The organism is Exiguobacterium sp. s142, from assembly GCF_018618455.1.
In the GTDB taxonomy this organism is placed as follows: Bacteria; Bacillota; Bacilli; order Exiguobacteriales; family Exiguobacteriaceae; genus Exiguobacterium; species Exiguobacterium aurantiacum_A.
The window spans coordinates 83,572-110,412 of record NZ_JACSMB010000007.1 but is presented as its reverse complement, the minus strand read 5'-3'; the positions used below and the strand labels follow the sequence as shown (position 1 = coordinate 110,412).

The following is a 26,841-nucleotide window of genomic DNA, read 5'->3' as shown; positions in this document are numbered from 1 at the left end:
CTCATGTTACAATTGAACCTTCAGTTCTTCGCATCGAAAAAAGGAGTTGGATCGACTAAAAACGGTCGTGACTCGATTTCGAAACGCCTCGGCGCTAAACGCGCTGACGGACAGACAGTTTCAGCTGGATCGATTCTCTACCGTCAACGCGGTACGAAAATTCACCCAGGTGAAAACGTCGGCCGTGGTGGCGACGACACATTGTTTGCTAAAGTTGACGGCGTAGTACGCTTCGAGCGTCTTGGTCGCGACAAGAAACAAGTGAGCGTTTACCCAGTTGCGTAAGTAGAACCACGCAAAAGACTCTAGCCACTTATTTGGTTAGAGTCTTTTTTACTAGGAGAGGATCAAATGGACTCACAGGCAACGCTGAAATTATTATCGACCGTCCGTCACGAATGGATGAATCGGCTTCAGATGATCTCCTTGTATGCGGCGCTCGAGCCTGATAGACTCGAGGAGCTGTACGAACGTTATCGTCAGCACGCCGACGAGGAGAGTGCGCTCGTTCGCTTAAATATGCCGGCGACTAGTCTCGTCATCATACAGGCGAATTGGGAAGGGCGGTTGACCTATAAGGTATCGACCGACCGTGCGTCGTTGGACGACGCACGCGTGGCGGATAAACTTGTCCGTCTTCTGTCAGGAACGGATGGACCGATTCATGTGACGTTCACGGACGGACTGGCGGTTCGCGTCTTCGGCAACGTGCCGGGAGATGTGTTCACGTCAGACGAAGTGCACGAACAGACTGTAGAATGTTCTACGTTTCGTTTAAAAGGAGGGAATTAAATGTTTGTCGATCAGGTGAATATTTTTGTAAAAGCTGGAGACGGTGGTAAAGGAATGGTCGCGTTCCGTCGCGAGAAGTATGTTCCAGACGGTGGACCAGCAGGTGGTGACGGTGGTCACGGTGGCGACGTCGTCTTTGAAGTAGAAGAAGGATTACGGACGCTCGTTGATTTCCGCTTCTCGAAGAAGTTCATCGCCTATAACGGTGAAAAAGGAATGTCGAAAGGGATGCACGGACGTAAAGCGAAGCCGCTCGTCGTCAAAGTCCCGCCAGGCACAATCGTCTTCGATTCAGTGACGGATACTGTCATTGCCGACCTTACCGAGCACGGCCAACGGGCCACGATCGCTAAAGGCGGCCGCGGTGGACGCGGAAACTGTCGATTTGCGACGCCGTCGAACCCGGCACCAGAAATCGCTGAAAACGGGGAACCAGGCCAAGAGCGCGAGTTGCGTCTTGAACTGAAACTCCTCGCCGACGTCGGTCTCGTCGGATTCCCGTCAGTCGGGAAATCGACGCTCTTGTCGGTCGTCTCATCGGCACGTCCGAAAATCGGAGCGTACCACTTCACGACGATCACACCGAACCTCGGTGTCGTCAAAACAGCTGACGACCGTGACTTCGTCATGGCCGACCTTCCTGGACTTATCGAAGGTGCGAGCCAAGGCGTCGGTCTCGGTCACCAGTTCTTGCGTCATATCGAACGGACGAAAGTCATCGTCCATATGATCGATATGAGTGGGATCGAAGGACGTGACCCGTTTGAAGACTACACGACGATCAACCGTGAGCTCGAGTCGTACAATTTACGTCTCCTCGAGCGTCCACAGATCGTCGTCGCCAACAAGATGGATATGCCGGATGCGCCAGAACTTCTTAAAGAGTTCCAACAGAAAGTCGGAGATGACGTCAAAGTCTTCCCGATTTCGGCACTCGCGAAAGAAGGACTTCGCAACTTGCTTATCGAAGTAGCTAATCTCGTCGACGCGACACCTGAATTCCCACTCGAAGAGCTCGAAGCGAAAACGGCCACACCACGTGTCGTCTATCGTTACGAGAAGGAAGAGAAAGGGTATCAGATTCATGTCGATGAGTACCAACGCTTCGTGATCACGGGGCCGCGCATCGAGAAACTATTCAAGATGACGAACTTCGATCACGATGACTCGATCAAACGATTCGCCCGTCAGATGCGTCAAATGGGCGTCGATGAGGACCTTCGTAAGCTAGGTGCTCAAGATGGCGACGTCGTTGCGATCTCTGATTTTGAATTCGAATTTGTCGAATAATTTTTTAAATAGGAAATGGAGTGTGAAGTAAACGTGGACCCTGTGCCCTCGTCTAGTTTAATTCTTTATGCAGTTTTGATTCTTTTGTCAGCTTTCTTCTCTTCAGCAGAGACCGCGCTCTCGAGCGTGAACCGCGTCCGGATGATCCGGATGAGCGAGGATGGGGATAAGCGTGCTAAGCGCGTCCTCCACCTCGTCGACCGGTTTGACGACACGCTCTCGACGATCCTCGTCGGGAACAACGTTGTCAACATCGGTTCAGCGACCGTCGCGACGGCGATTGCCACGTCAATTTTTACCGGTGGGACGGGGTTGTTGATCTCGACGTTCGCGACGACGGTGCTCATCTTGATCTTTGGTGAGATTTTGCCGAAGTCACTTGCAAAAGAGTTTGCAGAGAAGTATTCGCTCTTAATTAGCGGAACGCTCGTCTTCCTCGTCAAAGTGCTGAAACCGATCACGATTGTGTTCACCGGCCTCAAGCGCTTGACGCTTCGCATGATCGGGATGGCCGACAAAGAACCGTCGGTGACGGAAGAAGAGTTGAAAGTGCTCGTCGATATGGGTGAAGAAGAAGGAGTCCTCGGTGAGAAAGAAGCCGAACTGGTGCATAGCGCCTTCTCTTTCAACGACATCACCGTCGATGATGTGTTGACGCCGCGGATCGACATCCTCGCCGTCGACATCGACGATACGCTCGAAGAAATCAAAGACACGATCTTTAGCGGGGGGCATTCTCGTCTCCCGGTGTATAAAGACTCGATTGACAACGTCATCGGGGTGTTGTCGGAACGTGACTTCCTTCGCTCGATGATGCGAGATGAAGTGACAGATGTGCGGGCGCTCATCCGTCCGCTCACGTACGTGTCACCGCAGACAAAATTGATCGAACTGCTTCCAATTCTGCAGCAAAAACAATCACACATGGCTGTCGTCCTCGATGAGTTTGGTGGGACGGCTGGTCTCATCACGCTCGAGGATATGCTTGAAGAGCTCGTCGGCGATATTTGGGACGAGCACGACGAATCGATCGTCTACTTGAGACGGCTTCGAGACGGCGTATACGAGTGTATGGCCGACATGGACGTCGATCAGTTCGCTGACGAGATGGGGATTAAAGAACCTGAAGTAGATGCCAACACGATGGGTGGTTGGATCGTCGAGCTGCTTGGCGACATCCCAGAGAAAGGTGCGCGTGTCACGTATGACGACATGACGTTCACCGTTCTCCACGTCGAAAAACGACGCATTCGCAAACTGTTAGTCGAAACGAGTCAATCCGAATCGGCTGAACAGGCATAAGAAAAGGAGATCGCCACGTGGCGATCTCCTTTTTGTTTAGACGGTATGGTGGCGCTCGACGCGCTCGAGCAACTCGTAAGGACGAACCTTGTAGATTGCGTGCGGGATGTACGTCGGGTCGATCGCATCAATGAGACGCATCTGGAAGTGGTCACGTTTGATGTAGTCCGACACGTTCGACGCATCGATCGGGAAGAAGCCGACCTCGTGTGTCTCGCCTGCTTGCGGACGAAGGTCGCCCGAGACGTAACGCCCATGGAACGAGACGCAGAGGACGCGTGACGACACGTTTTGATAGATCCCGATGATGCCGTCGATCTCGATGTCGGCCCCGGTCTCTTCTTTCACTTCACGATGGATCGCATCGATGATTGATTCGTGTTCTTCGACCTGTCCGCCCGGCATCTCGTACGTGTCGCTCCGGTGCGTGTTTTTGACGAGCAGCACCTCGCCGTCATCGTTCGTGATGTAGGCGGTCACGGAGACGATCGTGCGCGGCGGGGTGTAGTGCCCGGTCGGCATCATGAACTCTTCGCTCGACTTGATGTATAAGTCTTTACCGAGACGGGCCCGCTTCTTCATCGCCTCGCGACGGAGTGCGCTCGAGCGGTAATCGCGTTCGACTTGTTCATAGTGCTCACGGTCGCGGTATTCCCAAAGTGCCATGACCTCGGTTTGGTCCTCGGTCACCCAACGGCCGACGAGCCGTGCGCCGTGCGATACCTGAATCGGATACAGGTATGTATGGAAAAACTCAGTGAATTCTTGCAAGCGTTCGGGACGGATCGTATACGTTTTTCGACGATGGAACATGAAAATTCCTCCTTTGACGGTTGCTGTCTCTGTGCTTTAGAAATAGATTGATTTCCTCACTATGACGTATTCGCCATACGTATCAGTTTACCCTCTATTTAAAAAAAGTCAGCCCGAACTTTTGTTCAGGCTGACTTTTTCATGAAGTTCGGATGTGAGCGGATATAGCGGGCGACAAAGAAGATGCCGATGCCGAGCCCGATATAAGGAAACAGGCCGTGTGTGTATTCGCCGATATATCGCCAATTACTGCCGAGCATCATGCCGACTTTGACGAAGACGAACGACCAGACCGCGAAGACGATCGTTGTCATCGTCAGGAATTTACGGAACGACAACCGCATCACGCCGGCGCTGATGGCGAACAATTGACGCCAAATCACGCTGAGGCAGACGATCCACGCCCCGTACTTCTCAAACCACGACTCGGCTTGAAGCTGTTTCTCCTGCTTGATCCGAAACGAGCGATACAATCGCAGGGCGACCGGTCGTCCGCCGTAGCGGCCAATCCCATACAATGCGACCTGGGTCACGACGAAAGCCGACCAAGCGAGCAAAAAGATGAACAGGAATGACGCGTCAAGGGAACCGACGAGATAACCGCCGTATGCGAGGACGAGCTCGTTTGGGATGACTTGGATGAAGATGCCGAGCGGGATACTGAAGACGCCGCATCCGGCCAAGAGTTGCTCGAGGAAGTGCCACATGACAGATCACTCCTTTCAATACGTAGTAGGGAATTTGTTCCATCCATCAGTATAACGGACAAACTAGGAAAGCAAAAGAAAAGATGTCACAAAGGCGTGACATCTTTTAGTCGAGTTCGGAAACGAGCACGCCGAGGCGCTCAAGTTCAGAGACGGCGGCATCAATCGCGTCCGCACTGTCGGCTTCGAGCGTGTGAATGTGCAGCCCACCCGTCAAATGGGACAGTGGGGCAGCCTGGTTGGCCTCGACGCGTTCGAGGAAGGCCCGGACGTCGCGCCGGCTCTTCACCATCAACTGACCAGTCAGCGACCCGTAGACGGGGTGATCGATGATGACGTCACGAATCGTGACACCTTCGTCGACGATGGCGTTCATCTCGGCTTCCATGTCCTCGGCTTCGTGCCGACAGACGACTTTTCGTGTGTAGGCGGACGGTGACGCCTCGCCGGGTAGATAGACGTAGCCGCGGGCGGTCGCGACGATTTGGTGGCCTTTCGCCTTCAAGAGCGACAAGTCTTGGACGATGACTTGGCGGCTGACCGCGACGCGGCGGGCGAGCTCGGAACCGGTGATCGGTTCCGTACTCGCTTCAATCAATTCCAATAAAGTGCGCCGGCGTTCTTCACCGGCTAAACGTTTGTTCATGGTGTTCAACTCTCCTTGCTAAAGTGACGATGGCATCGGCGAGTGCCGCCGTGGCTTCGGCGGTTGTCTGTTCGCCGAAGGAAATCCGGACGAGCCCGTGGCAGGCGCTCGTCTCATAGCCGAGTGATTCGAGCATGCGGTTCGGTCCGTTTTGACCGGCCCGGCAAGCCGAGCCGGCCGACACTTGGAAGCCGAGTGCGTCGAGTTCGGTCATCCACCATTGGCCGTCTCGTTTGTCCGAGACGAATGAGAGGATGGCCGGACTTTGGTCGTCGAACTCGAGCCAGTCAACATGTGACGATGTCTTCTCTTTCAAGATAGCACGAAACGCTAAGAAATTTCTTTCGTGACGTGTCCGATTCTCGTGCCGATTGGTGAACGCCTTGACGAACGCAGAGATGCCGGGCACGTCAATCGTCCCGGGACGGATGCCGTACTGATGGTGACCCGGGTAGTAGGGTGGAGGCAATAGACGTTCCATATAGAGACCGCCGACTCCTTTCGGCCCGCCGACTTTATGGGCGCTGAACGAGTAAGCGTCGATCCCGTCGACCGAGACCGGTATTTTTCCGAGCGCTTGTACTCCGTCGATATGGAGCAGTACTTTCTTATATTTAAGTTTACAGAGGATGTTATGGAGCGGCAAAATCCAGCCGGTGTCCGAGTTGACGTGCTGAAACGTGACGAGTCCGATATCACGATCGAGCAAGTGGAGGAACTTGTCGTGGTCGAACTGGCCGTCTTTCAGCTTGAGGCGATGGACGATCACACCTTCAGCTTCCCACTCGTCGAGGAGGAGCGAGACCGAGTCGTGCTCTTGCCAGGACGTGATGACCTCGCTGCCTTTCATGCGTTTGCGCAGACTCGTCAGCGCGATGTAATTGCTTTCCGAGCCGCTCCCGGTAAACAACAGCTTCCCTCTCAGCATATCGAGACCGAGCGCCTGCTTGACGAGCCGGCGCGCCTCTGTCAAATAGTCCTCGGCTATGAACCCATGCGTATGAAGCGACGAGGGATTGCCGGGGACGCCTTTGGCCATGGCGACGTAATGGTCAAGGGCGGGTTGGGTCATCGGGTGTGTCGCCGCGTAGTCAAAGTAACCGTTCATCGAAGTATCCCCTTTTCTCATGTTGTCTTCTTCACAAAATTATGCGAAACTAGTTTACAAGTCAACATTACATATGAAATACAGGTGATATACAAATGTCTTTACAGTTAAAACAAGTCGATGTTTTGATTATCGGGGCGGGGTTGGCCGGGGTCACGGTGGCGCTCCATTTGCCGGAGACGTACCGCGTCCTCCTCGTCTCAAAACGTGACGTGACCTCCTCGAACTCTGACCTCGCCCAAGGCGGGATCGCGAGTTCATATTTGGAGCCGTCGAGTCTCGATCACGCACACGATACGCTCGTCGCTTCCAAGATGACGGCGCAAGCGGACCGGGTCGTCACGCTCGTCGAGGACGGCCGTGGTGTCGTTTCAGAGATGGAGCGGTTCGGTGTCGTGTTCGACCGGGACGAGTCCGGGTATAAGATCGGCCGAGAAGGTGCCCACGGGAAACATCGGATCTACCACGTCGGTGGTGACGAGACGGGACGTCATGTGATGACCGCGTTACGAGAACGGCTCCCGCAAAACGTTGAAGTGATGGAACACGTCTTGATCGACGGACTGACAAAAACGGGCGGCCGAGTCGTCGGTGCGACCGGTTTCCAAGGTGACGAACGAATCCATATTCAAGCGGGCGCGGTCGTCTTGGCGACAGGTGGCATCGGCGGGCTCGTCGATTGGACGTCGAACTGTCGGGCCGTGACGGGGGATGGACTCGTCTTGGCGAGCGCTGCCGGTGCCGAACTTTCCAACTTGACCGAGATCCAGTTTCATCCGACACTGCTAGCGGTCGAGACGCCGCACCTCGTGACCGAGGCGCTGCGAGGTGAGGGCGCGGAACTCGTCGATGAGGACGGGTGTCACGTGATGCGGCACCATCCGCTAGGCAGTCTGGCGCCCCGTGATGAAGTGGCGGCCGTGCTCACGCGTCACTGCGGCCCGGTCTATCTCGATACGAGTCGCGTCAAAGACATTGCGGCAAGGTTCCCGAAATTGTGGGCGACGTGTCAGGCCGAACGGATCGACGTCGCTCGCGTCCCGGTCCGGCCGGGTCTGCATTTTCATATGGGCGGGGTGCGGGTCGATGAAACCGGGTCGACGGGTGTGGCCGGGCTTTATGCGGTCGGTGAAGTCGCCGACACGGGTGTTCACGGGATGAACCGGTTGGCTTCTAATTCACTACTTGAATGCTGGGTGTTCGGAAAACGGGTCGCCGCATCGGTGCGACTTGAAGAAGGGCCGTTCACGGTGACTGAAGTGACCGCTTATGAGTTATCGAAGGAGACGTTTCAAGCGTATCGTCGGCGATTAGGCAACTGGCTGACAATCTCGCCTGAGTTTGGAGAAATGAGAAGTTTCTTAGAAAATACCCAACAACTGGCACGGACGAAACACGTGACAAGACAATTGGCAGAACGAACATTACAACTTGAGGCGGGCCGGATTTTAGCACGCTCCTTTATGAGAACGGAGGAGTTCCATGAACAGAACGTTACTGCGCGAACAGCTCACACAATTTCTAAATGAGGATATCGGATTTGGAGACGCCTCGAGCGCGCTCATCGACCCGATCGACGTGGCGACAGCCGTCGTCACCGCCAAGACGGACGGGGTCTTCTCCGGTGTTGACGTCGTGATGGAACTCGCGGCGATGCAACGGCTCGTCGTCGAACAGTGCCGTGACGATGGGACGGATTTGAAAAAAGGGGACGTCATGTTCGCTTTGCGCGGCAAGACGCGGACGATCCTCGAGACGGAACGGATACTGCTCAACCTTGTGCAACATATGTGCGGCATCGCCACGCTGACAAGGCGCTGTGTCGAGGCGCTCGCCGACCCATCGATCCGGGTCACCGACACACGGAAGACGACGCCGGGACTGCGGATGCTTGAAAAATACGCCGTCCGATGTGGTGGGGGATACAACCATCGGCTGCGTCTCGACGACGCCGTCATGATCAAAGACAACCATATTGCGGCACTCGGGGGCATCACGCAGGCCATCGAAACGGCGAGAACTCAAAACGGGCATACGACACCGATCGAAGTCGAGGTCGAGACGATCGAGCAGTTGCGTGAGGCGATCGCGGCAAGTCCTGACATCATCATGCTCGATAACCGGTCACCGGAAGAGTTGAAGGCGTGGGTTGCGCTCGTGCCGTCCCACATCACGACGGAAGCGTCGGGTGGGATCACTGTCGACACAATCGCCGCCTACCGCGGTACGGGCGTCGACGTCATCTCGGTCGGACAGTTGACGAATTCGGTGACGGCTCTCGATTGCAGCTTAAATCTTAAAGGAGGGGTCAAATATGCAGTTACTCGGAACGATGCCAGCACAATACGCTAATATGACGATCGAACAGATGGAAGCACGGATCGAAGCCATTAAAGCACGGCTCGGCAGCCGGCTGTTTCTACCGGCACATCACTATCAAAAGGATGAGGTCGTCCAGTTCGCGGACGCGACCGGAGATTCGCTCCAGCTCGCACGACTCGCCGAACAAATGAATGGGGCCGAGTTTATCGTCTTTTGCGGCGTCCATTTCATGGCCGAGACGGCCGACATGCTGACACGCGACGACCAACTCGTCATCTTGCCGGACATGCGGGCCGGTTGTTCGATGGCGGATATGGCCGATATCGACCAGACCGAGATTGCTTGGGAGGAATTGACCGACTTGTTCGGTGACGACATCATCCCGATCACGTATGTCAATTCGACGGCAGCCATCAAGGCGTTCGTCGGAAAGAACGGCGGTGCGACCGTCACGTCGTCAAACGCACACGACATCGTCCGTTGGGCGCTCGAGACTGGCGAACGGATTATGTTCTTACCAGATCAACACTTAGGGCGCAACACGGCGTTTGATCTCGGTGTACCGCTGGCGGCGATGGCCGTCTGGGACCCGCTTCGTGAGCGTCTCGACTACGAGGGCGACATCGAAGACGTACGGGTCATCCTCTGGAAAGGGCATTGTTCGGTCCACGAGAAGTTCAATGTCGCCCAAATCGAGGCGTTGCGGAAGCATGACCCGGAACGACGCATCATCGTCCATCCCGAGTGTACGTTTGACGTCGTGCAGGCGGCGGACGAGGCCGGGTCGACGTCGTATATCATCGACCAGATCGAGGCGAGCGCTCCGGGGACGAAGTGGGCCGTCGGGACGGAGATGAACTTGGTCAATCGACTAGCAATGACGCATCCCGAGCAAGACATCGTCTCCCTCAACCCGTACATGTGTCCGTGTCTGACGATGAACCGCATCGATTTGCCGCATCTGTTGTGGGCGCTCGAGTCGCTCGAGACGGATCCGGTCAACATCATTCGTGTCGATGAGGAAACGACGAAATGGGCAACGCTCGCCCTCGAGCGGATGTTAGCGAGATAACGGACAGGCGATCGCCTGTCCTTTTTTCACGGCGTTTTCTATGGTACAATGAATGCAGTTTTCCTATGAAGAGGAGATAACAAAGTGATTGAATTCGTAAAAGGATCCGTCGCCTACGTGTGTGCGGAATATATAACGTTGGATGTTTCGGGCGTCGGCTACAAAGTACATGTGCCTAACCCGTTTTTTTATCGTGAACAAGACGAACATGTAATCGTGTTTACGCACCATTACGTCAGAGAAGATCAACAGACGCTGTACGGTTTCCGGTCACGCCGGGAGCGCGAACTGTTCAATAAACTGCTCGGCGTCAACGGCATCGGACCGAAAGGCGCGCTCGCCATCGTCGCCTCGGGCGACATGGACGCGTTGATTGACGCGATCGAGACCGAGAACGAGAAGTACTTGATGAAGTTCCCGGGCGTCGGCAAGAAGACGGCCAAACAAATGGCGCTCGATTTAAAAGGGAAGTTGTCAGAGCTCGCACCGGACTATGTGCCGAACACAGGCCTGTTCGCACAAGGCTCGTCAGAACTTGACGAAGCGTGTGAAGCGCTCGCCGCCCTCGGTTATTCGGAACGTGAGATCACACGTGTCCGCAAAGAACTGAATTCAGAAATATTGACGACAGACGCTTACATAAAGCGCGCCCTGCAATTGTTGTTGAAATAAGGAGGAACCTATGGACGAACGATTGTTGTCACAATCCCACCAACAGTATGAAGACTCTGAAGAGTGGAGCCTGCGTCCGCAACGGTTCGAGCAGTATATCGGACAAGAGAAGGCGAAAGGGAACTTATCCGTCTTTATCCAAGCGGCAAAAATGCGAAGCGAGACGCTCGACCACGTCCTCCTTTACGGGCCACCTGGTCTAGGGAAGACGACGCTCGCACAAATTATCGCCAACGAGATGGGTGTCGGCATCAAGACGACAGCCGGTCCCGCCATCGAACGCCCAGGTGACTTAGCAGCAATCCTGTCGACGCTCGAGCCGGGGGACGTCCTGTTTATTGACGAGATCCATCGGCTCAGCCGGACGATTGAAGAGATCCTGTATCCGGCGATGGAAGACTACTGCCTTGATATCGTCTACGGACAAGGCGAGATGGCGCGCAGCGTCCGCATCGACTTGCCGCCGTTCACGCTCGTCGGCGCGACGACACGGGCCGGCATGTTGTCGGCCCCGCTCCGTGACCGTTTCGGGGTGACGCTCAAGCTCGAGTATTACGAAGCGCACGAACTCGCGGCCATCGTCAGCAGGACGGCCCAGCTGTTCCGTCTGTCGATCTCACCGGAAGCGAGCGGCGCGATCGCCAAACGCGCACGCGGGACGCCACGGATCGCCAACCGGCTGTTGCGTCGTGTCCGTGACTTCGCGCAAGTGGAAGGGACGAAAGAAATCGACCCAGCCATGGCATCGAGTGCGCTCGATCGCCTGCACGTCGACGCCCTCGGGCTCGACGAGGTCGACCATCGGCTCTTGCGGGCCATGGTCGAACGGTTCGGCGGCGGTCCGGTCGGGCTCGAGACGCTCGCCGCGACAATCGGTGAAGACGCCCAGACGATCGAGGACGTCTACGAACCATACTTGTTACAACAAGGCTTCCTCCAGCGGACACCGCGAGGACGCATGATCACACAATACGCTAAGACGCATTTTGGATACGAAGAGGAGTAAATGATGCAAGATATTCAATTGAACGTAAACGACTATGATTTTGACTTGCCAGAAGAACTGATCGCCCAAGTCCCGCTCCTTGATCGGACGAGCTCACGTTTGCTCGTCCTCGACCGGGACACAGGTGACATCGAGCACCGCCACTTCCGTGACGTGCTCGACTATTTACAAGCAGGCGACGCGCTCGTCGTCAACGATTCACGTGTCTTGCCGGCCCGTCTGTTCGGGGCGAAGCAAGAGACGGGCGGCAAAGTCGAGCTGCTGCTCTTGAAGCAGACCGAAGATGACGTCTGGGAAGCGCTCGTCAAACCGGCGAAGAAAGTCCGCGTCGGCGCCATCGTCGAATTCGGGAACGGATTGCTCCGGGCCGAATGCGTCGAAGAGCTCCCGGAAGGCGGACGCCGCTTCAAGTTCGAGTATGACGGGATCTTCTATGAGATTTTAGACGAGCTCGGCACGATGCCGCTCCCGCCTTACATCCGCGAACAGCTTGACGATCAAGACCGCTACCAGACCGTCTACGCCCGCGAACGCGGCAGTGCGGCCGCACCGACGGCAGGTCTTCATTTCACAGAAGAATTGCTCGAGGCTGCCCAGGCGAAAGGGGTCAACTTGATCCCGCTCACGCTTCACGTCGGGCTCGGGACGTTCCGCCCGGTCACGGCCGATACGATCGAAGAGCATACGATGCATAGCGAGTACTTTGAACTGTCCGAGCAATCGGCACGGGCGCTCCGTGACGTCCGCGCGAGCGGAGGCCGCGTCTTCGCGGTCGGGACGACGTCGACACGGACGCTCGAGACAATCATGCGCGATCACGGGGATTTCGTCGAGTCATCGGGCTGGACGGACATCTTTATTTACCCTGGCGTCGAGTTGAAGGCGATCGATGGACTGATCACGAACTTCCATCTGCCGAAGTCAACGCTCGTCATGCTCGTCTCGGCGTTCGCGTCACGCGACATCATCTTACACGCCTACCGGATCGCGGTGGAAAACGAATACCGCTTCTTCAGCTTTGGAGACGCGATGCTCATTACGAGGAAGGAAGAAAACAAATGACCAAACATGCAGTCACATACGAACACATCCACACGTGTAAACAATCAGGAGCGCGGCACGGGATCGTCCATACGCCGCACGGCTCGTTCGAGACGCCTGTCTTCATGCCGGTCGGCACGCAGGCGAGCGTCAAGACGATGGCACCTGAACAAGTGAAAGCGATGGGTGCGAACATCATCTTGTCGAACACGTACCACCTATGGATCCGTCCCGGACACGAGGTCGTCAAGCAAGCGGGCGGACTTCACAAGTTCATGAACTGGGACGGCGCGATCTTGACGGACTCAGGCGGCTTCCAAGTGTTCTCACTCGCTGACCTGCGTAACATTCAAGAAGAAGGCGTCCATTTCCGTAACCATTTGAACGGGGACAAGTTGTTCTTGTCACCAGAAAAGGCGATGGAAATCCAAAACGCGCTCGGTGCGGACATCATGATGGCGTTCGATGAGTGCCCGCCGTTCCCGGCGACGCATGAATACATGAAGAAGTCGGTCGAGCGGACGAGCCGTTGGGCCGAACGTTGCCTCGCGGCGCACGAACGTCCGGAGGACCAGGCGCTGTTCGGCATCATCCAAGGTGGCGAGTACGAAGACCTTCGCCGTCAAAGCGCCGAAGACCTCGTCTCACTCGATTTCCCGGGTTATGCGGTCGGCGGTTTGTCGGTTGGCGAACCGAAGGACGTCATGTATCGGGCGCTCGAGTTCACGACACCGTTCATGCCGGAAGATAAGCCGCGCTACTTGATGGGCGTCGGATCACCGGATGCGTTGATCGAAGGTTCGATTCGCGGGATCGACATGTTCGACTGCGTCTTGCCGACACGGATCGCCCGTAACGGCACGCTCATGACGTCTAAAGGTCGCGTGACGATCAAACACGCCAAACATAAGACGGACTTTGGCCCAATCGATGAGAAGTGCGATTGCTATACGTGTAAGAACTATTCACGGGCATACGTGCACCATTTGATCCGTGCCGATGAGATGTTCGGTCTCCACCTTTGCTCGACGCATAACCTTCATTTCCTCGTGAATTTGATGGAACAAGTCCGTCAAGCGATCCGCGAAGACCGTCTCCTCGATTTCAAAGAAGAGTACTTCGAAGAATATGGATATAACAAACCGAACGCCAAGAATTTCTAATTCTCTGACAGCGATTATGTGACAACGAATCGGTTTCACGGTATAATGAACCTGATATTGAAGGAAAGGGTGAATTCTACAAATGGAAACTCTCGTAGCACTATTACCGATGATCCTTATTTTCGTCGTGTTCTACTTCTTGTTGATCCGTCCACAGACGAAGCGACAAAAGCAAGTACAAACGATGCAAAATGCGCTTGAGCGTGGCGATCATGTCGTGACGATTGGCGGCCTTCACGGTGTCGTCCATCAGATCGAAGACACAGAAGTCACATTGAAATGCGACCAAGCACTTCTCAAGTTCAATCGCAGTGCGATTGCTGAAGTGACGAAAAAAGGAAACTCTTCATTCGCTGAGTAAGCAAATGACGCCTGACCAGTATATGGTCAGGCGTTTTTTCGTGCGGGTAATAGGCGAGGAATGATACGACGAGCCCCTTCTTGCCCGCCGTAGATGGCACGAGCGAACGGGCCGACGATCAAGTCGGCGTAAGCGCCAGTCATGTAGAAGTTGTCCGTCCAAGCGAGTGAGGCGTCGAGTACCGGTGTGCCGCATGGGGTGAGCGGTAAGTCGAGCTGCTCCATGAGCGGCCGTAAAAACGTCTCTTTCGGATGGAGCGGGCGGATCCCCGTGCAGCAGACGATCTCGTCAGACGGCAACGCAATCCCGTCGACGAATAACTGGTCACCGTCACGGACCGCTTCTCCAATGATGTGTCGAATTTCACCAAGTTGCACGAGCCGCTTCACTTTCAAGACGAGGTCGTTCGGGGACGTCCCAGGCTTTCGTTCTTGCTTGACGAAGTCACGTTTCTCGATCCAGTTGTCTTCCAACTGATGGAAAGCGCGTAACCCTTTTGGACCCATGAAACTGCGGTCGGCGTCGAACTGGCTCACCTCGAGCGGGCGCTTCGTGACGAGCGTGACGTCATGGCCTTTACTATGACGCGATATCGTATAATGTAACGCCGTGATCCCGCCGCCGACGACGGTAACGTTCGATTGTTCCGGCTGATCGTTAGCTGAAAAGACGTGTCGGCATGTCGGGATGTCCGCAAAGCCCGGTAGATGCATCGAGCTCGATTGACCGGTCGAAACGATGACCGTCTCGGCGGTAATCCGTCGAGTCGATGTCGTCACTTCGTAGACGTTGCCGGACCGTTTAATCGAGGAGACGGGTTGATTGCCTAAAAAACGAGAATGAAGATTAAAGTCCGCAATCACTTGATCACAGTGATCGTTGAACAACGCTAAAGACGGCCGGCCGAACGTATCCTTGAAATGATAAGAGCCATAGTCGTTCGCCGCCGCGAACTGTTTCAACGCGTATGGATTAGACGATATATGATGGACGCGCGTCGAGCGCAAATGTGACATTTCAATATGAGCGGTTTGAGATTTCCAGTTCTTGAGTAGTTGATCGTGAGCGTCAATTAGCAGAAGCTCTTCTAACGCACCGCCTTGTTCTAAATAAGATACAGCGAGGGTCATACCGTGAACGCCGGCGCCGATGATTAATACCCGTGTTGACAGATCAGTCATGCTTCCACCTCTTAAATAGTAATAGTTACGATTTGTATCATAGGGTAAGTGTCTGCTTTTTGTCAAACTTCATCAATCCCTCGAATCATCGACCTCATTTCCAAAAATCAAATTGATTAGTGAAAACGTTTGCATTAATGTCAAGTTGAGAAGAAATTGGAAATGAGGAAACGGACATGGACGTTAAACGATTATTACAACCGATTAAAAAATGGCAAGGTTGGGCTCGCGTCAAACGACTGAAAGGACGTTCGTCGATCAAACGAACGAAAGGCCGTTCATCGATGCGACGGAAGATGGCGATCGCGCTCGTGCCGACAATCATTGCCTTGCTCCTCGTCGGTGCGCTCGGTTCTTATCAATTAAAAAATGCCACTGCTGAGTACGATCGGGTGTTGAACGAAGGCCTCCGTGACATGTTGATCGCCGAAGATTTGGCGTTGACCGTCACAGATGCCGAGCGCTACTTGAATTATTATTTACTCGTCTCGAACCCGAAGACGTTAATCAGTTTAGAAGCGTCGCAACAAAAGCGCGACGAATTGATGGATGCACTTAAAAAGTCTTCATCTGACGACAAAGTGCTCAGCTGGCTTGGGGATCTAGAGAAGTTTAATCAACTGCTCGACACCGAGATGGCACGTGCCATCGAACTGCGCCAACAACAAGATGAGATCGGATACAAGACGGTACTCAACACGAGCGTGACCCCGACGACCGATCGGGTCCGGATGACGGTCACCGATCTCGTCGCCCATCAAGCGGAGATGCTAGACGATGAGACGGCGGCGGTACAAGCAAACGCCGGCACCTCGATCGTCTGGATGATCATCATCAGTATTATCGGTGTCGCAATCGGGCTGTTGTCGCTCTATGCGCTCCAAAAACTGTTCTTAACACCGATCAACCGTCTCGTCCGTGAAGCACGGGTCGTCGCGGAAGGGGACTTGACCGGGGAGGACATCGCCGTCGAATCGAATGATGAGCTTGGTGATCTCGTGACGGCCTTTAACGAGATGAAACACAACCTCGTCGGGTTGATCCGCCAGGTCGGAGCTGCTTCGGATAAAGTGACGGCGTATTCGGAAGAGCTATACGCGAGCACGGACCACGTCGCGACGACGACTCAAGGCGTGGCTGGACTGTTCGAAGACATGAATATCGCGGCCCAAGTGTCGGCCAAGCGCGCCGAGGAAGGGACGTCTGGCGTCAATCAGGCCGTCACCGGCTTGAATCAAATCGCTGCCGCCTCCCAAGGTGTGAATGAACAGACGATTCATACACTTGAGGCTGCGAGCGGCGGACTTGAGACGATTCAGTTGGCCGAGAGTCAGATGCAAGAGATTCAACGGGCCAACGACCTGACCCAACAGATGGTCGAACGTTTATCGAACCAATCGCTTGAGATTGAAAAGATCACCCGGTCGATCACGGCCATCACCGAACAGACGAACTTGCTCGCTTTGAACGCCGCCATCGAGGCAGCGCGGGCAGGGGAGCACGGGAAAGGGTTCGCGGTCGTCGCCGCTGAAGTCCGAAAACTCGCCGAAGAGTCGAAACAATCGGCCAAGAAGATTCAAGCGGTCGTCGTCGATATCCAACGGGACACGAAACAAGTTGAGGCGGCGTTTGACGTGACGAGCGGGCATGTGACGAACGGCGTCGCCCAAATGGGTGAAGTCGCCGGGGCGTTCCGTGAAATCGTGTCGGTCATTCAAGAGACATCGCGTCAGATGAGTGAAATTGCCGCAGCGACAGAGGAAGTCAGTGCGAATACGACCGAAGTCGCGGTCTCGGTCGAGGACATGTCGACGAACGCGGTCTCGACGCAACGCAGTGTCGAAGAAGCGGGGGCGAACGTGGAAGAACAGCTCGCCGCGATTCAAGAAATCAATGGCATCGCCGAGACGATGAGCCATATGTCGGTCGAGTTGAAAGATCTCGTCCACTTGTTCAAAACAACATGAACGACAAAAATGTCCCTCCGACACGAGTCGGTGGGACATTTTTAAGTGCAGTCACATTAAAAGGATGAGGCTCGCTGCCATGACCATCATTCCGGCGACCATGCCGTAAATCGAGTGATGGGCCCGGCCGTATTCACGGGCGGCCGGTAACAGTTCATCGAGCGAGATGAATACCATGATCCCGCCGACTGATGCGAACAACAAACCGAAGATTGTATCGTTCAAGAATGGCATCAAAATCAAGAAGCCGACGATGGCACCGACCGGTTCCGCTAGACCTGACAGGAACGAGAGTTTTAACGCTTTCTTCCGCGAGCCGGTCGCATAGTAAATCGGCACCGACACGGCAATCCCTTCCGGAATATTGTGCAAGGCGATGGCAATCGCGATGGCGATACCGACGGCCGGATCATCGAGCGCGGAGATGAACGTGGCCAGTCCTTCAGGGAAGTTATGAATCGTGATGGCGAGCGCCATGAACAGACCCATTTTGTGAAGCCGTTGCTTCGTCTCCTGATTTAGCGGAGCGGGCTCATCCTTAGTTGCGGTCGTGGCCAGTTCTTGAGACGATGGGTCGTTTTGCATCGTCTCGACGAACTTGACTTCATGCGGGTTTTCAGGGGAAGGGATCAACTTATCGATTAACGCGATCAGGAGCATCCCTCCAAAAAATGCGAGCACGGTATAAATTGTGCCGGCCTTTTCCCCATGGGCACCGACGAGTTCGACAAGCGCTTTCGGGAAGATTTCAATGAACGAGACGTAAATCATGACCCCAGCCGAGAAGCCGAGCGAGATTGACAGAAAGGCTGTGTTCGTCCGCTTCGCGAAGAAGGCAATCATGCTTCCGATCCCGGTCGCGAGCCCAGCGAATAGTGTCAACAAAAAGGCGAAAACAATTGTACTATCCATTGTAGAGGACTCCTTTGCAAACGTAATATATTTTCGATAATCATAGCATAACGCAAGTTTTGCCCTAATGCAACTTTTAGTCGTTCGGGCAAAAAAGCCAGAAAATCTCGAGGTTGATGTTACAATTTTAGGAAAACGATTGATAAATGTTTAGAATATTTGTAATGTTAACGGGAGAAGTTTTATATAGAACACGTATCTAGAAAGGAAATAGCCGTATGTACAAAAAAGGGAATATCGCGATTTTTGCGGTCATCATGATCGCAACGATCTTGCTCGCCGTGTTCACGACGCCATGGGTCGTCAAGAACACGAACCTTGGACTCGACTTAAAAGGCGGGTTTGAAGTGCTGTACGAAGTCCAGCCACTCGAAGATGGTGATGTCATCGACCAATCGGCGATGAATGCAACCGTTCGCGCTATCAACAACCGTGTCAACGTCTTAGGTGTCTCTGAACCGGATATCCGGATCGAAGACGAGAATCGCATCCGCGTCCAACTCGCGGGCGTATCGAACCAGAACGATGCGCGGGAAGTGCTGTCGTCGACAGCGCAGCTCACGTTCCGTGACATCGATGACAACGTCCTCCTCGATGGGAAAGACCTCGCACCGCGTGGGGCTGCCATCAGTTATGACCAACAAGGGAACCCGGTCGTCGAGTTGACGCTTCAGTCAGCGGAACAGTTCGGCGAAGTGACGTCGCAAATCGCAGAGCGTCCAGCCCCAGAGAACCGTCTCGTCATCTGGTTAGACTTTGAAGAAGGCGATTCATATGAAGAAGAGATTCAAAAAGAGAACTCGAAAATCGTCTCAGATGCTTCGGTCAACGGACCAATTCTATCTGACAAAGCGATCATTTCGGGCGGCGATATCGATGCCGAGAGCGGACAACGCTTAGCCGACATTTTGAACGCCGGCGCGCTTCCAGTCAAGCTTGAAGAGATTTACTCGACGTCAGTATCAGCCCAGTTCGGACAAGACGCGCTCGATAAGACTGTCTTCGCTTCGCTCATCGGGATTGCAGCTGTCTTATTGTTCATGCTGTTCTTCTATCGTTTACCTGGACTCGTCTCGATCATCACGCTCATCTTGTATATCAATTTGATCATGTTGTTCTTCAACGGCATCAACGCCGTCTTGACGCTGCCAGGGATTGCCGCTCTCGTCCTCGGGGTCGGGATGGCAGTTGACGCGAACATCATCACGGCCGAGCGGATTAAAGACGAGCTTCGTTCAGGCAAGTCGGTACTGTCGGCGTTCCGCGCCGGTAACCGCCGTTCGCTCAGTACAATCATCGATGCCAACTTGACGACGCTCATCTCAGCCGCTGTGTTGTTCTACTTTGGGACAAGCTCGGTTCGAGGGTTCGCCATCATGCTCATGATCTCAATTGCGATGACGTTCATCTCGAACGTCTTCATCTCACGTTATTTGATGCACCTCCTCGTCGCTAGTCGCTTGTTCGACAAACGTAAAGGTTGGTTTGGTGTGAAGGAGAGTGAAATCCGTGAACTTTAAGCTCACTGAATTAAACTATGTGAAACATATGCGCACGCTGTTCATCATCTCGTGTGCCGTCGTTATCATCGGTCTCGGTATTTTGTTCTTTCGAGGGTTAAACCTTGGAATCGACTTCGCGTCAGGGACGCGTGTCGAAGTGCAGACGGAGACACAAGTGTCACAACAAGAACTTGAAGCCGCCTTTACCGAAGCGGGCGTCGACGAGTCGATTTCTTCGATTCAGTACGCCGATGGCGGGTCGCTCGCGAACGTGACGTTCGTCGGTCAGCTCGGCCAGGATGAAGTCGCTTCAGTCAAGACTGTATTCACGGAAACGTTTGGAAGTGATCCGAATATTAGTACCGTTTCAGCCGAAGTCGGCCGCGACATCGCCCGTAACGCCATCTATGCGGTCGCCCTCGCGTCGCTCGGAATCATTCTCTACATCACGTTCCGGTTCCAATTCTCGTATGCGGTCGCGACCGTCGTCGCGATGCTACACGATGCGTTCTTCATGATCGTCGCGTTCTCGATTTTTGGGATCGAAGTCAACTTGTACTTCGTCGCCGCGATCTTGACGATCATCGGGTACTCGGTCAACGATACGATCGTCACGTTCGACCGGTTGCGCGAGAATATTCAAGCGTACGAAAAAGAGCGGAAGATCAAGTCGATGGACGTCTACCGCGACATCGTCAACACGTCGATTCAAGAGACGATCGTCCGTTCGGTCAACACGGTCATCACCGTGCTCGTGACTGCGCTCGCTTTGTACATCTTCGGAGCCGAGTCGATTCGCGGCTTCGCGGTCGCGCTTCTCATCGGACTTGTCATGGGGATGTACTCATCGATCTTCATCGCGTCATACCTCTGGCTCATGCTCAAAAAATTAACAATCAATAAAAAGAAACAAGCCACACCCGCCCCTGAGGCGTGATGAGAAGGTCTTCCGATTCGTTCGGAGGACCTTTTTCATATGTCAAGACGGCAAAACACGTCCCCGTTCTGATATAATCAACAGTTGATTGGAGTGAAGGATATGTATCATGCAAAGAAACGGTGGGTGTATCCGGAGACGGATGCGGCCGCGATCGAACAACTACAGACAGAACTAAATATATCGGAACAACTCGCGACGTTGCTCACGCAACGGGGCCATCGAGAGCCTGACGCAGCGAAGGCGTTCCTCCAGATCGAGGACGAACTCGAGTTCCACGACCCGAACTTGTTCGAGCAGATGCCGAAAGTCGTCGAGCGCTTGAAGCGAGCGGCTGACGAAGGCGAGATGGTGCTCATCTACGGGGATTACGACGTCGATGGGGTCAGTGCCTCGGCCGTCATGTGGCATGCGTTGACTGAGATCGGGGTCATGGCCGAGTGCTATATCCCGAACCGGTTCACGGAAGGCTACGGGCCGAACAAAGAAGCGTTCAGTTGGGCGGCAAGTGAAGGGTTCACGCTCGTCATCACGGTCGACTGCGGGATCTCGGGGATCGAAGAAGCGGCGCTGTTGAAAGAACTGAACGTCGACTTGATCATCACCGACCACCACGAGCCGAAAGCGACGCTACCTGACGCGTTTGCGATCATTCATCCACACATCGATCCGTCGTATCCATACGACAAGCTCGCCGGAGCCGGAGTCGCCCTTAAAGTGGCACACGCCGTGCTCGGGCGGATGCCTGACGAGCTGCTCGACTTGGCTGTCCTCGGGACGATCGCCGATCTCGTACCGCTCGACGGAGAAAACCGTCTGCTCGCGAAGCTTGGTCTCAAGGCGCTCGATGAATCGAAGCGGCCCGGGATTTTAGCGCTACGCGAAGTGTGTGCCTTGACGGACAGCACGCTCAACGAAGAGTCGGTCGGGTTCGCGTTCGGTCCCCGCATCAATGCGGCCGGACGACTTGACTCGGCGATGCCAGCCCTCCAGATGCTGCTCGCCGAAAGTGTCGAAGAAGCACTCGTCTTAGCGAATCAACTCGATAAACAAAACAAAGAGCGTCAAGACATCGTCAAGACGATCGCGAAAGAAGCGACCGAACTCGTCGAAGCATCGATGACAGACGACCGTGTCCTCGTCGTCGCGAGCGAACGTTGGAATCCGGGTGTCGTCGGCATCGTCGCCTCACGTCTCGTCGAGGCGTACTATCGACCGGTCATCCTGCTCTGCCACGATCCGAAGACGGGGAAAGCGAAGGGTTCGGGCCGCTCGATCGATGGTTTTGACTTATTTAAAGAGCTTTCTAAAAACGAAGATATTCTCCCGCACTTCGGGGGACACCCGGCAGCGGCCGGGATGACGCTCATGTCAGAGAATGTGGCGGAGCTGAGACGACGCTTGAACGAGCAAGCGGAATCGATTCCGGACGAGACGTTCGTCGCCCGCGTGAACGTCGATTTGAAGCTCGACGTCAGTGACGTATCGCTCGACTTGATCGCAGAGATCGGCAAGCTCGCCCCGTTTGGGATGGGCAACCCGTCACCGCGCGTCGTCGTCGCGGACGCGAAACTGCGCGATATCCGTCAAATCGGGCGCGACAACACGCATCTTAAAGTTCAGCTTGCTGGAGACAAGCGCGAACTCGACGGCATCGGCTTCGGGTTCGGTCACGTCGTCTCGGAAATCTCGAAGATGGCACTCGTTTCGGTCATGGGGAGTCTCCAAGTGAACGAATGGAACGGGATGCGCAAGCCGCAACTCATGATTCAAGACATCCGTGTTGATGGGTTCCAAGTGTTCGATTATCGAGGCAAGAAAAACTCGATTGATGAATTGAGACAGCTTCCGAGTGACGCGACATCGTACGTGTCGTTCAGAGGCGAGTCGAACGAATTTTCACTCCACGATTTCAAAACGCCGGTCAAACGGTTCGTCGTCTTGCTCGATTTACCGGACGACGAGACGGCGCTGTCCGACCTGCTCAACGAAGACGTCGAGCGCGTCTATTGCGCGTTCGGCCAAGCGGGCAATTCGTTTTTCGAGAAATTGCCGAGCCGGGAAGATTTCCGAACGTATTACGTCCATATGGCCACGTGCGAACGGAAACACCTGCGTGAAAACTTGATTCGTTTGTCAATCGAACGAAAATGGACAAAAAATACGATTCAATTTATGCATCAAGTATTCTCTGAACTCGAATTTCTTGTTACAATGGAAGACGGACTGCCTGGAGTGAATCCAGAAGCACCGAAACGTGATTTGACCGAAGCGCCTTGTTACAAACGTCGCGTCGGACGAGAACAACTCGAAGAACGTTTCGTCTATGCGTCGTTGGCAGAGCTGAAAGAGCGGTTACAATCATTGCGATCGAACAAGATGCAGGAGGCTTACACATAAAATGGATTTCAAACAGCATATTAAAGAAGTAGCGGATTACCCGAAAGAAGGGATCAGCTTTAAAGACATCACGTCGCTTATGCAAGACGGACCTGCCTATAAGAAAGCGGTCGACGAATTGATCGTCTACGCGCAGGAACGTGGCGCTGAACTCATCGCCGGACCAGAAGCACGCGGGTTCGTCGTCGGATGCCCGGCGGCTTACGCCCTCGAACTCGGCTTCGTCCCGGTACGTAAAGAAGGCAAGTTGCCGCGCGAGACGGTTCGCGTATCGTACGGTCTTGAATACGGCACGGACATTTTGACGATGCACAAAGATTCAATCAAGCCAGGTCAGCAAGTCGTCATCCTCGACGATTTACTGGCGACGGGTGGTACAATCGAAGCGACGATCAAAATGATCGAACAACTCGGTGGTGTCGTTGCTGGAATCGGGTTCTTGATCGAACTCGACGGCCTCGGTGGACGCGAACGTCTCGAAGGATACGACGTGTTCTCGCTCATCCGCTACGAAGACTGAGGAAACGGGAAGCTCATGCTTCCCGTTTTTTGAATAGTTTTTGAGGAAAACAACCTACAACCTTTGACAGTTCGTCAGATTTTTTTGATAATGGTAATAAAAAATAGAACAACTTGTACGCAAACTACTACCATGCTGCGACGAATCCGAGACGTTGGGAGCGGTAAGAAAAAGGGTGTCGAATGTTATGACCAAAAAACAAATCGTAAGTATTGAGGATCTTCTCGACGCGCTCGGGAAGTATATGGATGAGCATGATGTTGCCGAAGTGAAACGCGCTTACGAATACGCAAAACTTCATCATACCGGTCAGTTCCGACGTTCAGGTGAACCCTACATCCTGCACCCGGTGCAAGTGGCCGGTATTCTCGTCGACATCGGCTTAGATGCGACGACGATTGTCGGTGCCTTGTTGCACGACGTTGTCGAGGACACGGATGTCACGCTCAAAGAACTAACTGACGAATTTGGGGTTGAAGTCGCCATGCTTGTCGATGGTGTGACGAAGCTTGGGAAGATCAAGTATAAGTCAAAGAAAGAAGAACTCGCGGAGAATCACCGTAAGATGATCATCGCGATGGCTGAAGACGTGCGCGTCATCTTGATCAAACTCGCCGACCGCTTGCACAACATGCGGACGTTGCAGCATATGCCGAAAGAGAAGCAAGTCCAAAAAGCCGAGGAGACGCTTGAAATCTTTGCGCCGCTCGCGCACCGGATGGGGATCTCGACGATCAAGTGGGAGCTCGAAGATATTTCGTTACGCTATATCAACCCGCAGCAATACTATAAGATCGTCTCGATGATGAAACAGAAACGGACAGAGCGTGAAGCGCTCGTCTCATCGGTCATCACCGAAGTGAACGCCGTTCTCGATGAAGTGAGTATCGAAGCCGATGTCAACGGTCGACCGAAACATATATACTCGATTTACAATAAGATCGTGAAGCATAATAAAGAGTTCAATGAAATTTACGACTTGATGGCGGTCCGGATCATCGTTGATTCGATCCGTGATTGCTACGCTGTCCTCGGGATCATTCATACGCAGTACAAGCCGATGCCGGGTCGTTTCAAGGACTATATCGCTATGCCGAAACCGAACATGTATCAATCGCTTCACACGACGGTGATCGGACCGAAGGGTGAGCCGCTCGAGGTGCAGATCCGGACGAAGGACATGCACTTCATCGCCGAGTTCGGGATTGCCGCGCACTGGGCTTATAAAGAAGGCAAAAACGTCGCGACGAACGGGTTTGATGAAAAAATCGCCCATCTTCGTGAAATTTTAGAGTTGCAAAAAGATACGACCGACGCCGAAGAGTTCATGGAGTCGCTCAAAGTCGACTTCTTCAGCGACATGTTGTACGTCTTCACGCCAAAAGGTGACGTGTTCGAGTTGCCGAAAGGCTCGGTCCCAATCGACTATGCGTACCGCATCCATACTGAGATCGGTCATCGGATGACCGGTGCGAAAGTGAACGGACGCATGGTGCCGCTCGACCATAAACTTGAGACGGGTGACATCATTGAGATCATCACGTCGAAACATAGTTATGGACCGAGCAAGGACTGGCTCAAACTCGCCGTCTCGAGTCAGGCGAAGAATAAGATCCGCCAATGGTTCAAGCGCCAACAACGTGAAGAGAACGTCGAGAAAGGCAAAGAACTCGTCGACGTCGAGATCAAGAAGCTCGGCTTCGAACCGAAAGAAGTCATCGATGACCAGTCGATCAGTATCGTCGTCGAGAAGTTCAACTTCGGGAACGAAGAAGAGATGTACGCCGCCGTCGGCTATCACGGCATCACCGCGGCCCAAGTCGCGCACAAGTTGACGGAGAAGCAACGGAAAGAGCCGAAACTCGAACTGTCTGACGCGATCAACGAACTAAAAGTCAGCCAGTCACCGAAGAAGAAGACGGCCGAGGCCGGCGTCTCGGTCAAAGGGATCGACAATATGCTCATCCGGATGAGCCGGTGCTGTAACCCGGTGCCGGGCGACGAGATCGTCGGGTATATCACCCGCGGTCGCGGCGTCTCGATCCACCGGAAAGACTGCTTGAACATCATCAACGAGCAACACCCGGAACGCCTCTTGACCGTCGAGTGGGAAGCGGGCCAGGCGAAAGAGAAGAACTACAACGTCGATATCGAGATCACCGGTTATGACCGGTCGGGACTGTTGAACGACGTGCTCCAAGCCGTCTCAGCGACGAACACGAACATCATCGCCGTCAGCGGACGTGGGGACCAAAACAAACAAGCCCGCATCTCGATGACGATCTCGATTCCGAACGTGAACCATTTGCAAAAAGTCGTCGACCGGATCAAACAGATCTCGGACGTATACTCGGTCAGCCGAGTCATGATGACGTAACGAAAGGAAGATTTTAAGTGCGTGTATTGTTGCAACGAGTGAAGGAAGCATCTGTCAAAGTCGATGAACAGACGGTCGGACAAATCGACGCCGGCTATCTGCTCCTCGTCGGGGTGACCCATGAGGATACCGAGCAGGAAGTGAACTGGCTCGCCGATAAAGTGGCGGGGCTCCGTGTGTTCGAAGACGCGGACGAGAAGATGAACTTGTCGATTCAAGACGTCGCCGGCAAAGTGTTGTCAGTGTCGCAGTTCACGCTGTACGGCGATACGTCGAAAGGCCGCCGTCCCGCGTTCACGCAGGCTGCGAAACCCGATATCGCCGAACGTCTTTACGAACAGTTCAACGACCGTTTGCGGACGCACGGACTCGTCGTCGAGACCGGAAAGTTCGGGGCGATGATGGACGTCGGGCTCGTAAATGACGGTCCGGTCACGCTCATGCTTGAAAAAAACGCTTGACAGAAGGCGCCAAAATTCGGCATCATGAACCATATAACCTAACACCTACGATAAAGAGAAGTACGGTCACCCCACCAGCAAAGAGAGCGATGCCGAGGCTGAAAGCATCGACTGGATGATGACCCGAACGACACTTTGGAGGTGCTTCCTTGAACGTTTAGTAGGGGAAGCCGTTTCATCGGGCGTTAACCGATTTCGAGTGGCAGAGTATCGATTTTGGCTCTGCAACGAGGGTGGTACCACGGGAAACTTTAACAGGCTCTCGTCCCTTTGCGGACGAGGGCCTTTT

25 protein-coding genes and 1 other annotated feature are annotated in these 26,841 nt (G+C 54.1%); of the genes, 19 read left to right on the top strand and 6 right to left on the bottom strand.

The window, feature by feature from the left end; translation table 11 throughout:
* Positions 1 to 3: 3 nt before the first annotated feature.
* From rpmA to KNP77_RS08605, 4 genes are all read left to right on the top strand, one after another.
* The gene (gene rpmA, locus KNP77_RS08620) at positions 4 to 285 is read left to right on the top strand and encodes a 50S ribosomal protein L27 (RefSeq protein ID WP_016508537.1); all 282 of its coding nucleotides are present in this window, start codon (positions 4 to 6) and stop codon (positions 283 to 285) included.
* 66 nt (positions 286 to 351) lie between these two features.
* Positions 352 to 792, top strand: coding sequence for a Spo0B domain-containing protein (locus KNP77_RS08615; RefSeq protein WP_070327689.1), 441 nt, complete (start codon positions 352 to 354; stop codon positions 790 to 792).
* Positions 793 to 2,082, top strand: a complete 1,290-nt coding sequence (obgE, locus tag KNP77_RS08610) for a GTPase ObgE (RefSeq protein WP_070327688.1) — start codon at positions 793 to 795, stop codon at positions 2,080 to 2,082.
* A 75-nt stretch (positions 2,083 to 2,157) separates the two neighbouring features.
* On the top strand, positions 2,158 to 3,384 hold the full coding sequence (locus KNP77_RS08605) for a hemolysin family protein (RefSeq protein WP_131504799.1): 1,227 nt from the start codon (positions 2,158 to 2,160) through the stop codon (positions 3,382 to 3,384).
* 36 nt (positions 3,385 to 3,420) lie between these two features.
* On the opposite strand, the gene KNP77_RS08600 is transcribed toward KNP77_RS08605, so the two are convergent.
* The 4 genes from KNP77_RS08600 to KNP77_RS08585 all read right to left on the bottom strand — a co-directional run bounded on the left by KNP77_RS08600 (position 3,421) and on the right by KNP77_RS08585 (position 6,658).
* Complete coding sequence (locus KNP77_RS08600; protein ID WP_070327686.1) at positions 3,421 to 4,197, bottom strand: NUDIX domain-containing protein; 777 nt, start codon at positions 4,195 to 4,197, stop codon at positions 3,421 to 3,423.
* A gap of 125 nt (positions 4,198 to 4,322) precedes the next feature.
* Entirely contained in the window at positions 4,323 to 4,904 is a 582-nt protein-coding gene (locus KNP77_RS08595) for a DedA family protein (RefSeq protein WP_071399444.1), read from the bottom strand.
* Positions 4,905 to 5,010: 106 nt separating this feature from the next.
* Positions 5,011 to 5,550 (bottom strand): transcription repressor NadR, encoded by a 540-nt coding sequence (locus KNP77_RS08590; protein WP_070327684.1) that lies wholly within the window; start codon positions 5,548 to 5,550, stop codon positions 5,011 to 5,013.
* Positions 5,528 to 6,658: a cysteine desulfurase family protein gene (locus tag KNP77_RS08585; RefSeq protein ID WP_233589612.1), complete on the bottom strand. Its 1,131-nt coding sequence runs from the start codon at positions 6,656 to 6,658 to the stop codon at positions 5,528 to 5,530. The genes KNP77_RS08590 and KNP77_RS08585 overlap by 23 nt, the downstream gene beginning before the upstream one ends.
* Positions 6,659 to 6,753: 95 nt before the next feature.
* Between KNP77_RS08585 and KNP77_RS08580 the strand changes: the two genes are divergently transcribed.
* The 8 genes from KNP77_RS08580 to yajC all read left to right on the top strand — a co-directional run bounded on the left by KNP77_RS08580 (position 6,754) and on the right by yajC (position 14,295).
* On the top strand, positions 6,754 to 8,187 hold the full coding sequence (locus tag KNP77_RS08580) for an L-aspartate oxidase (protein ID WP_251138999.1): 1,434 nt from the start codon (positions 6,754 to 6,756) through the stop codon (positions 8,185 to 8,187).
* Positions 8,141 to 9,010: a carboxylating nicotinate-nucleotide diphosphorylase gene (gene nadC, locus KNP77_RS08575; protein WP_214890076.1), complete on the top strand. Its 870-nt coding sequence runs from the start codon at positions 8,141 to 8,143 to the stop codon at positions 9,008 to 9,010. The genes KNP77_RS08580 and nadC overlap by 47 nt, the downstream gene beginning before the upstream one ends.
* Positions 8,973 to 10,052, top strand: coding sequence for a quinolinate synthase NadA (gene nadA / locus KNP77_RS08570; RefSeq protein ID WP_131443440.1), 1,080 nt, complete (start codon positions 8,973 to 8,975; stop codon positions 10,050 to 10,052). The genes nadC and nadA overlap by 38 nt, the downstream gene beginning before the upstream one ends.
* A gap of 84 nt (positions 10,053 to 10,136) precedes the next feature.
* On the top strand, positions 10,137 to 10,724 hold the full coding sequence (gene ruvA, locus KNP77_RS08565) for a Holliday junction branch migration protein RuvA (RefSeq protein ID WP_070327680.1): 588 nt from the start codon (positions 10,137 to 10,139) through the stop codon (positions 10,722 to 10,724).
* Between the two features lie 10 nt (positions 10,725 to 10,734).
* Positions 10,735 to 11,730, top strand: coding sequence for a Holliday junction branch migration DNA helicase RuvB (gene ruvB, locus KNP77_RS08560; protein WP_071399448.1), 996 nt, complete (start codon positions 10,735 to 10,737; stop codon positions 11,728 to 11,730).
* 18 nt (positions 11,731 to 11,748) lie between these two features.
* Positions 11,749 to 12,792 carry a tRNA preQ1(34) S-adenosylmethionine ribosyltransferase-isomerase QueA gene (gene queA / locus KNP77_RS08555; protein ID WP_214890133.1) on the top strand — a complete coding sequence of 348 codons (1,044 nt, stop codon included), beginning with the start codon at positions 11,749 to 11,751 and terminating at the stop codon, positions 12,790 to 12,792.
* Positions 12,789 to 13,934: a tRNA guanosine(34) transglycosylase Tgt gene (gene tgt / locus KNP77_RS08550; RefSeq protein WP_070327677.1), complete on the top strand. Its 1,146-nt coding sequence runs from the start codon at positions 12,789 to 12,791 to the stop codon at positions 13,932 to 13,934. The genes queA and tgt overlap by 4 nt, the downstream gene beginning before the upstream one ends.
* Positions 13,935 to 14,016: 82 nt before the next feature.
* A complete protein-coding gene (yajC, locus tag KNP77_RS08545; RefSeq protein WP_070327676.1) occupies positions 14,017 to 14,295 on the top strand; it encodes a preprotein translocase subunit YajC in 279 nt (92 codons plus the stop codon).
* Between the two features lie 26 nt (positions 14,296 to 14,321).
* On the opposite strand, the gene KNP77_RS08540 is transcribed toward yajC, so the two are convergent.
* Positions 14,322 to 15,476, bottom strand: coding sequence for an FAD-dependent oxidoreductase (locus tag KNP77_RS08540; RefSeq protein WP_214890073.1), 1,155 nt, complete (start codon positions 15,474 to 15,476; stop codon positions 14,322 to 14,324).
* 176 nt (positions 15,477 to 15,652) lie between these two features.
* On the opposite strand from KNP77_RS08540, the gene KNP77_RS08535 reads away from it, so the two are divergent.
* Complete coding sequence (locus KNP77_RS08535; RefSeq protein WP_214890070.1) at positions 15,653 to 17,443, top strand: methyl-accepting chemotaxis protein; 1,791 nt, start codon at positions 15,653 to 15,655, stop codon at positions 17,441 to 17,443.
* 51 nt (positions 17,444 to 17,494) lie between these two features.
* Here KNP77_RS08535 and zupT read toward each other — a convergent pair whose 3' ends face one another.
* Positions 17,495 to 18,355, bottom strand: a complete 861-nt coding sequence (gene zupT, locus KNP77_RS08530; RefSeq protein WP_214890067.1) for a zinc transporter ZupT — start codon at positions 18,353 to 18,355, stop codon at positions 17,495 to 17,497.
* A 218-nt stretch (positions 18,356 to 18,573) separates the two neighbouring features.
* Here zupT and secD point away from each other — a divergent pair, with 218 nt between their 5' ends.
* From secD to dtd, 6 genes are all read left to right on the top strand, one after another.
* Entirely contained in the window at positions 18,574 to 19,875 is a 1,302-nt protein-coding gene (gene secD / locus KNP77_RS16150; RefSeq protein WP_214890064.1) for a protein translocase subunit SecD, read from the top strand.
* Positions 19,865 to 20,794, top strand: coding sequence for a protein translocase subunit SecF (gene secF, locus KNP77_RS16145; protein ID WP_214890062.1), 930 nt, complete (start codon positions 19,865 to 19,867; stop codon positions 20,792 to 20,794). The genes secD and secF overlap by 11 nt, the downstream gene beginning before the upstream one ends.
* 102 nt (positions 20,795 to 20,896) lie before the next feature.
* Positions 20,897 to 23,194, top strand: a complete 2,298-nt coding sequence (gene recJ / locus KNP77_RS08515; RefSeq protein WP_070327671.1) for a single-stranded-DNA-specific exonuclease RecJ — start codon at positions 20,897 to 20,899, stop codon at positions 23,192 to 23,194.
* A gap of 1 nt (position 23,195) precedes the next feature.
* The gene (locus KNP77_RS08510) at positions 23,196 to 23,714 is read left to right on the top strand and encodes an adenine phosphoribosyltransferase (RefSeq protein WP_016508814.1); all 519 of its coding nucleotides are present in this window, start codon (positions 23,196 to 23,198) and stop codon (positions 23,712 to 23,714) included.
* Positions 23,715 to 23,901: 187 nt separating this feature from the next.
* Positions 23,902 to 26,091: a RelA/SpoT family protein gene (locus KNP77_RS08505; RefSeq protein ID WP_070327670.1), complete on the top strand. Its 2,190-nt coding sequence runs from the start codon at positions 23,902 to 23,904 to the stop codon at positions 26,089 to 26,091.
* A gap of 17 nt (positions 26,092 to 26,108) precedes the next feature.
* Positions 26,109 to 26,552 carry a D-aminoacyl-tRNA deacylase gene (gene dtd, locus KNP77_RS08500; protein WP_131457355.1) on the top strand — a complete coding sequence of 148 codons (444 nt, stop codon included), beginning with the start codon at positions 26,109 to 26,111 and terminating at the stop codon, positions 26,550 to 26,552.
* A gap of 38 nt (positions 26,553 to 26,590) precedes the next feature.
* Positions 26,591 to 26,825, top strand: a binding site (T-box leader).
* The last annotated feature ends 16 nt before the right edge of the window (positions 26,826 to 26,841 follow it).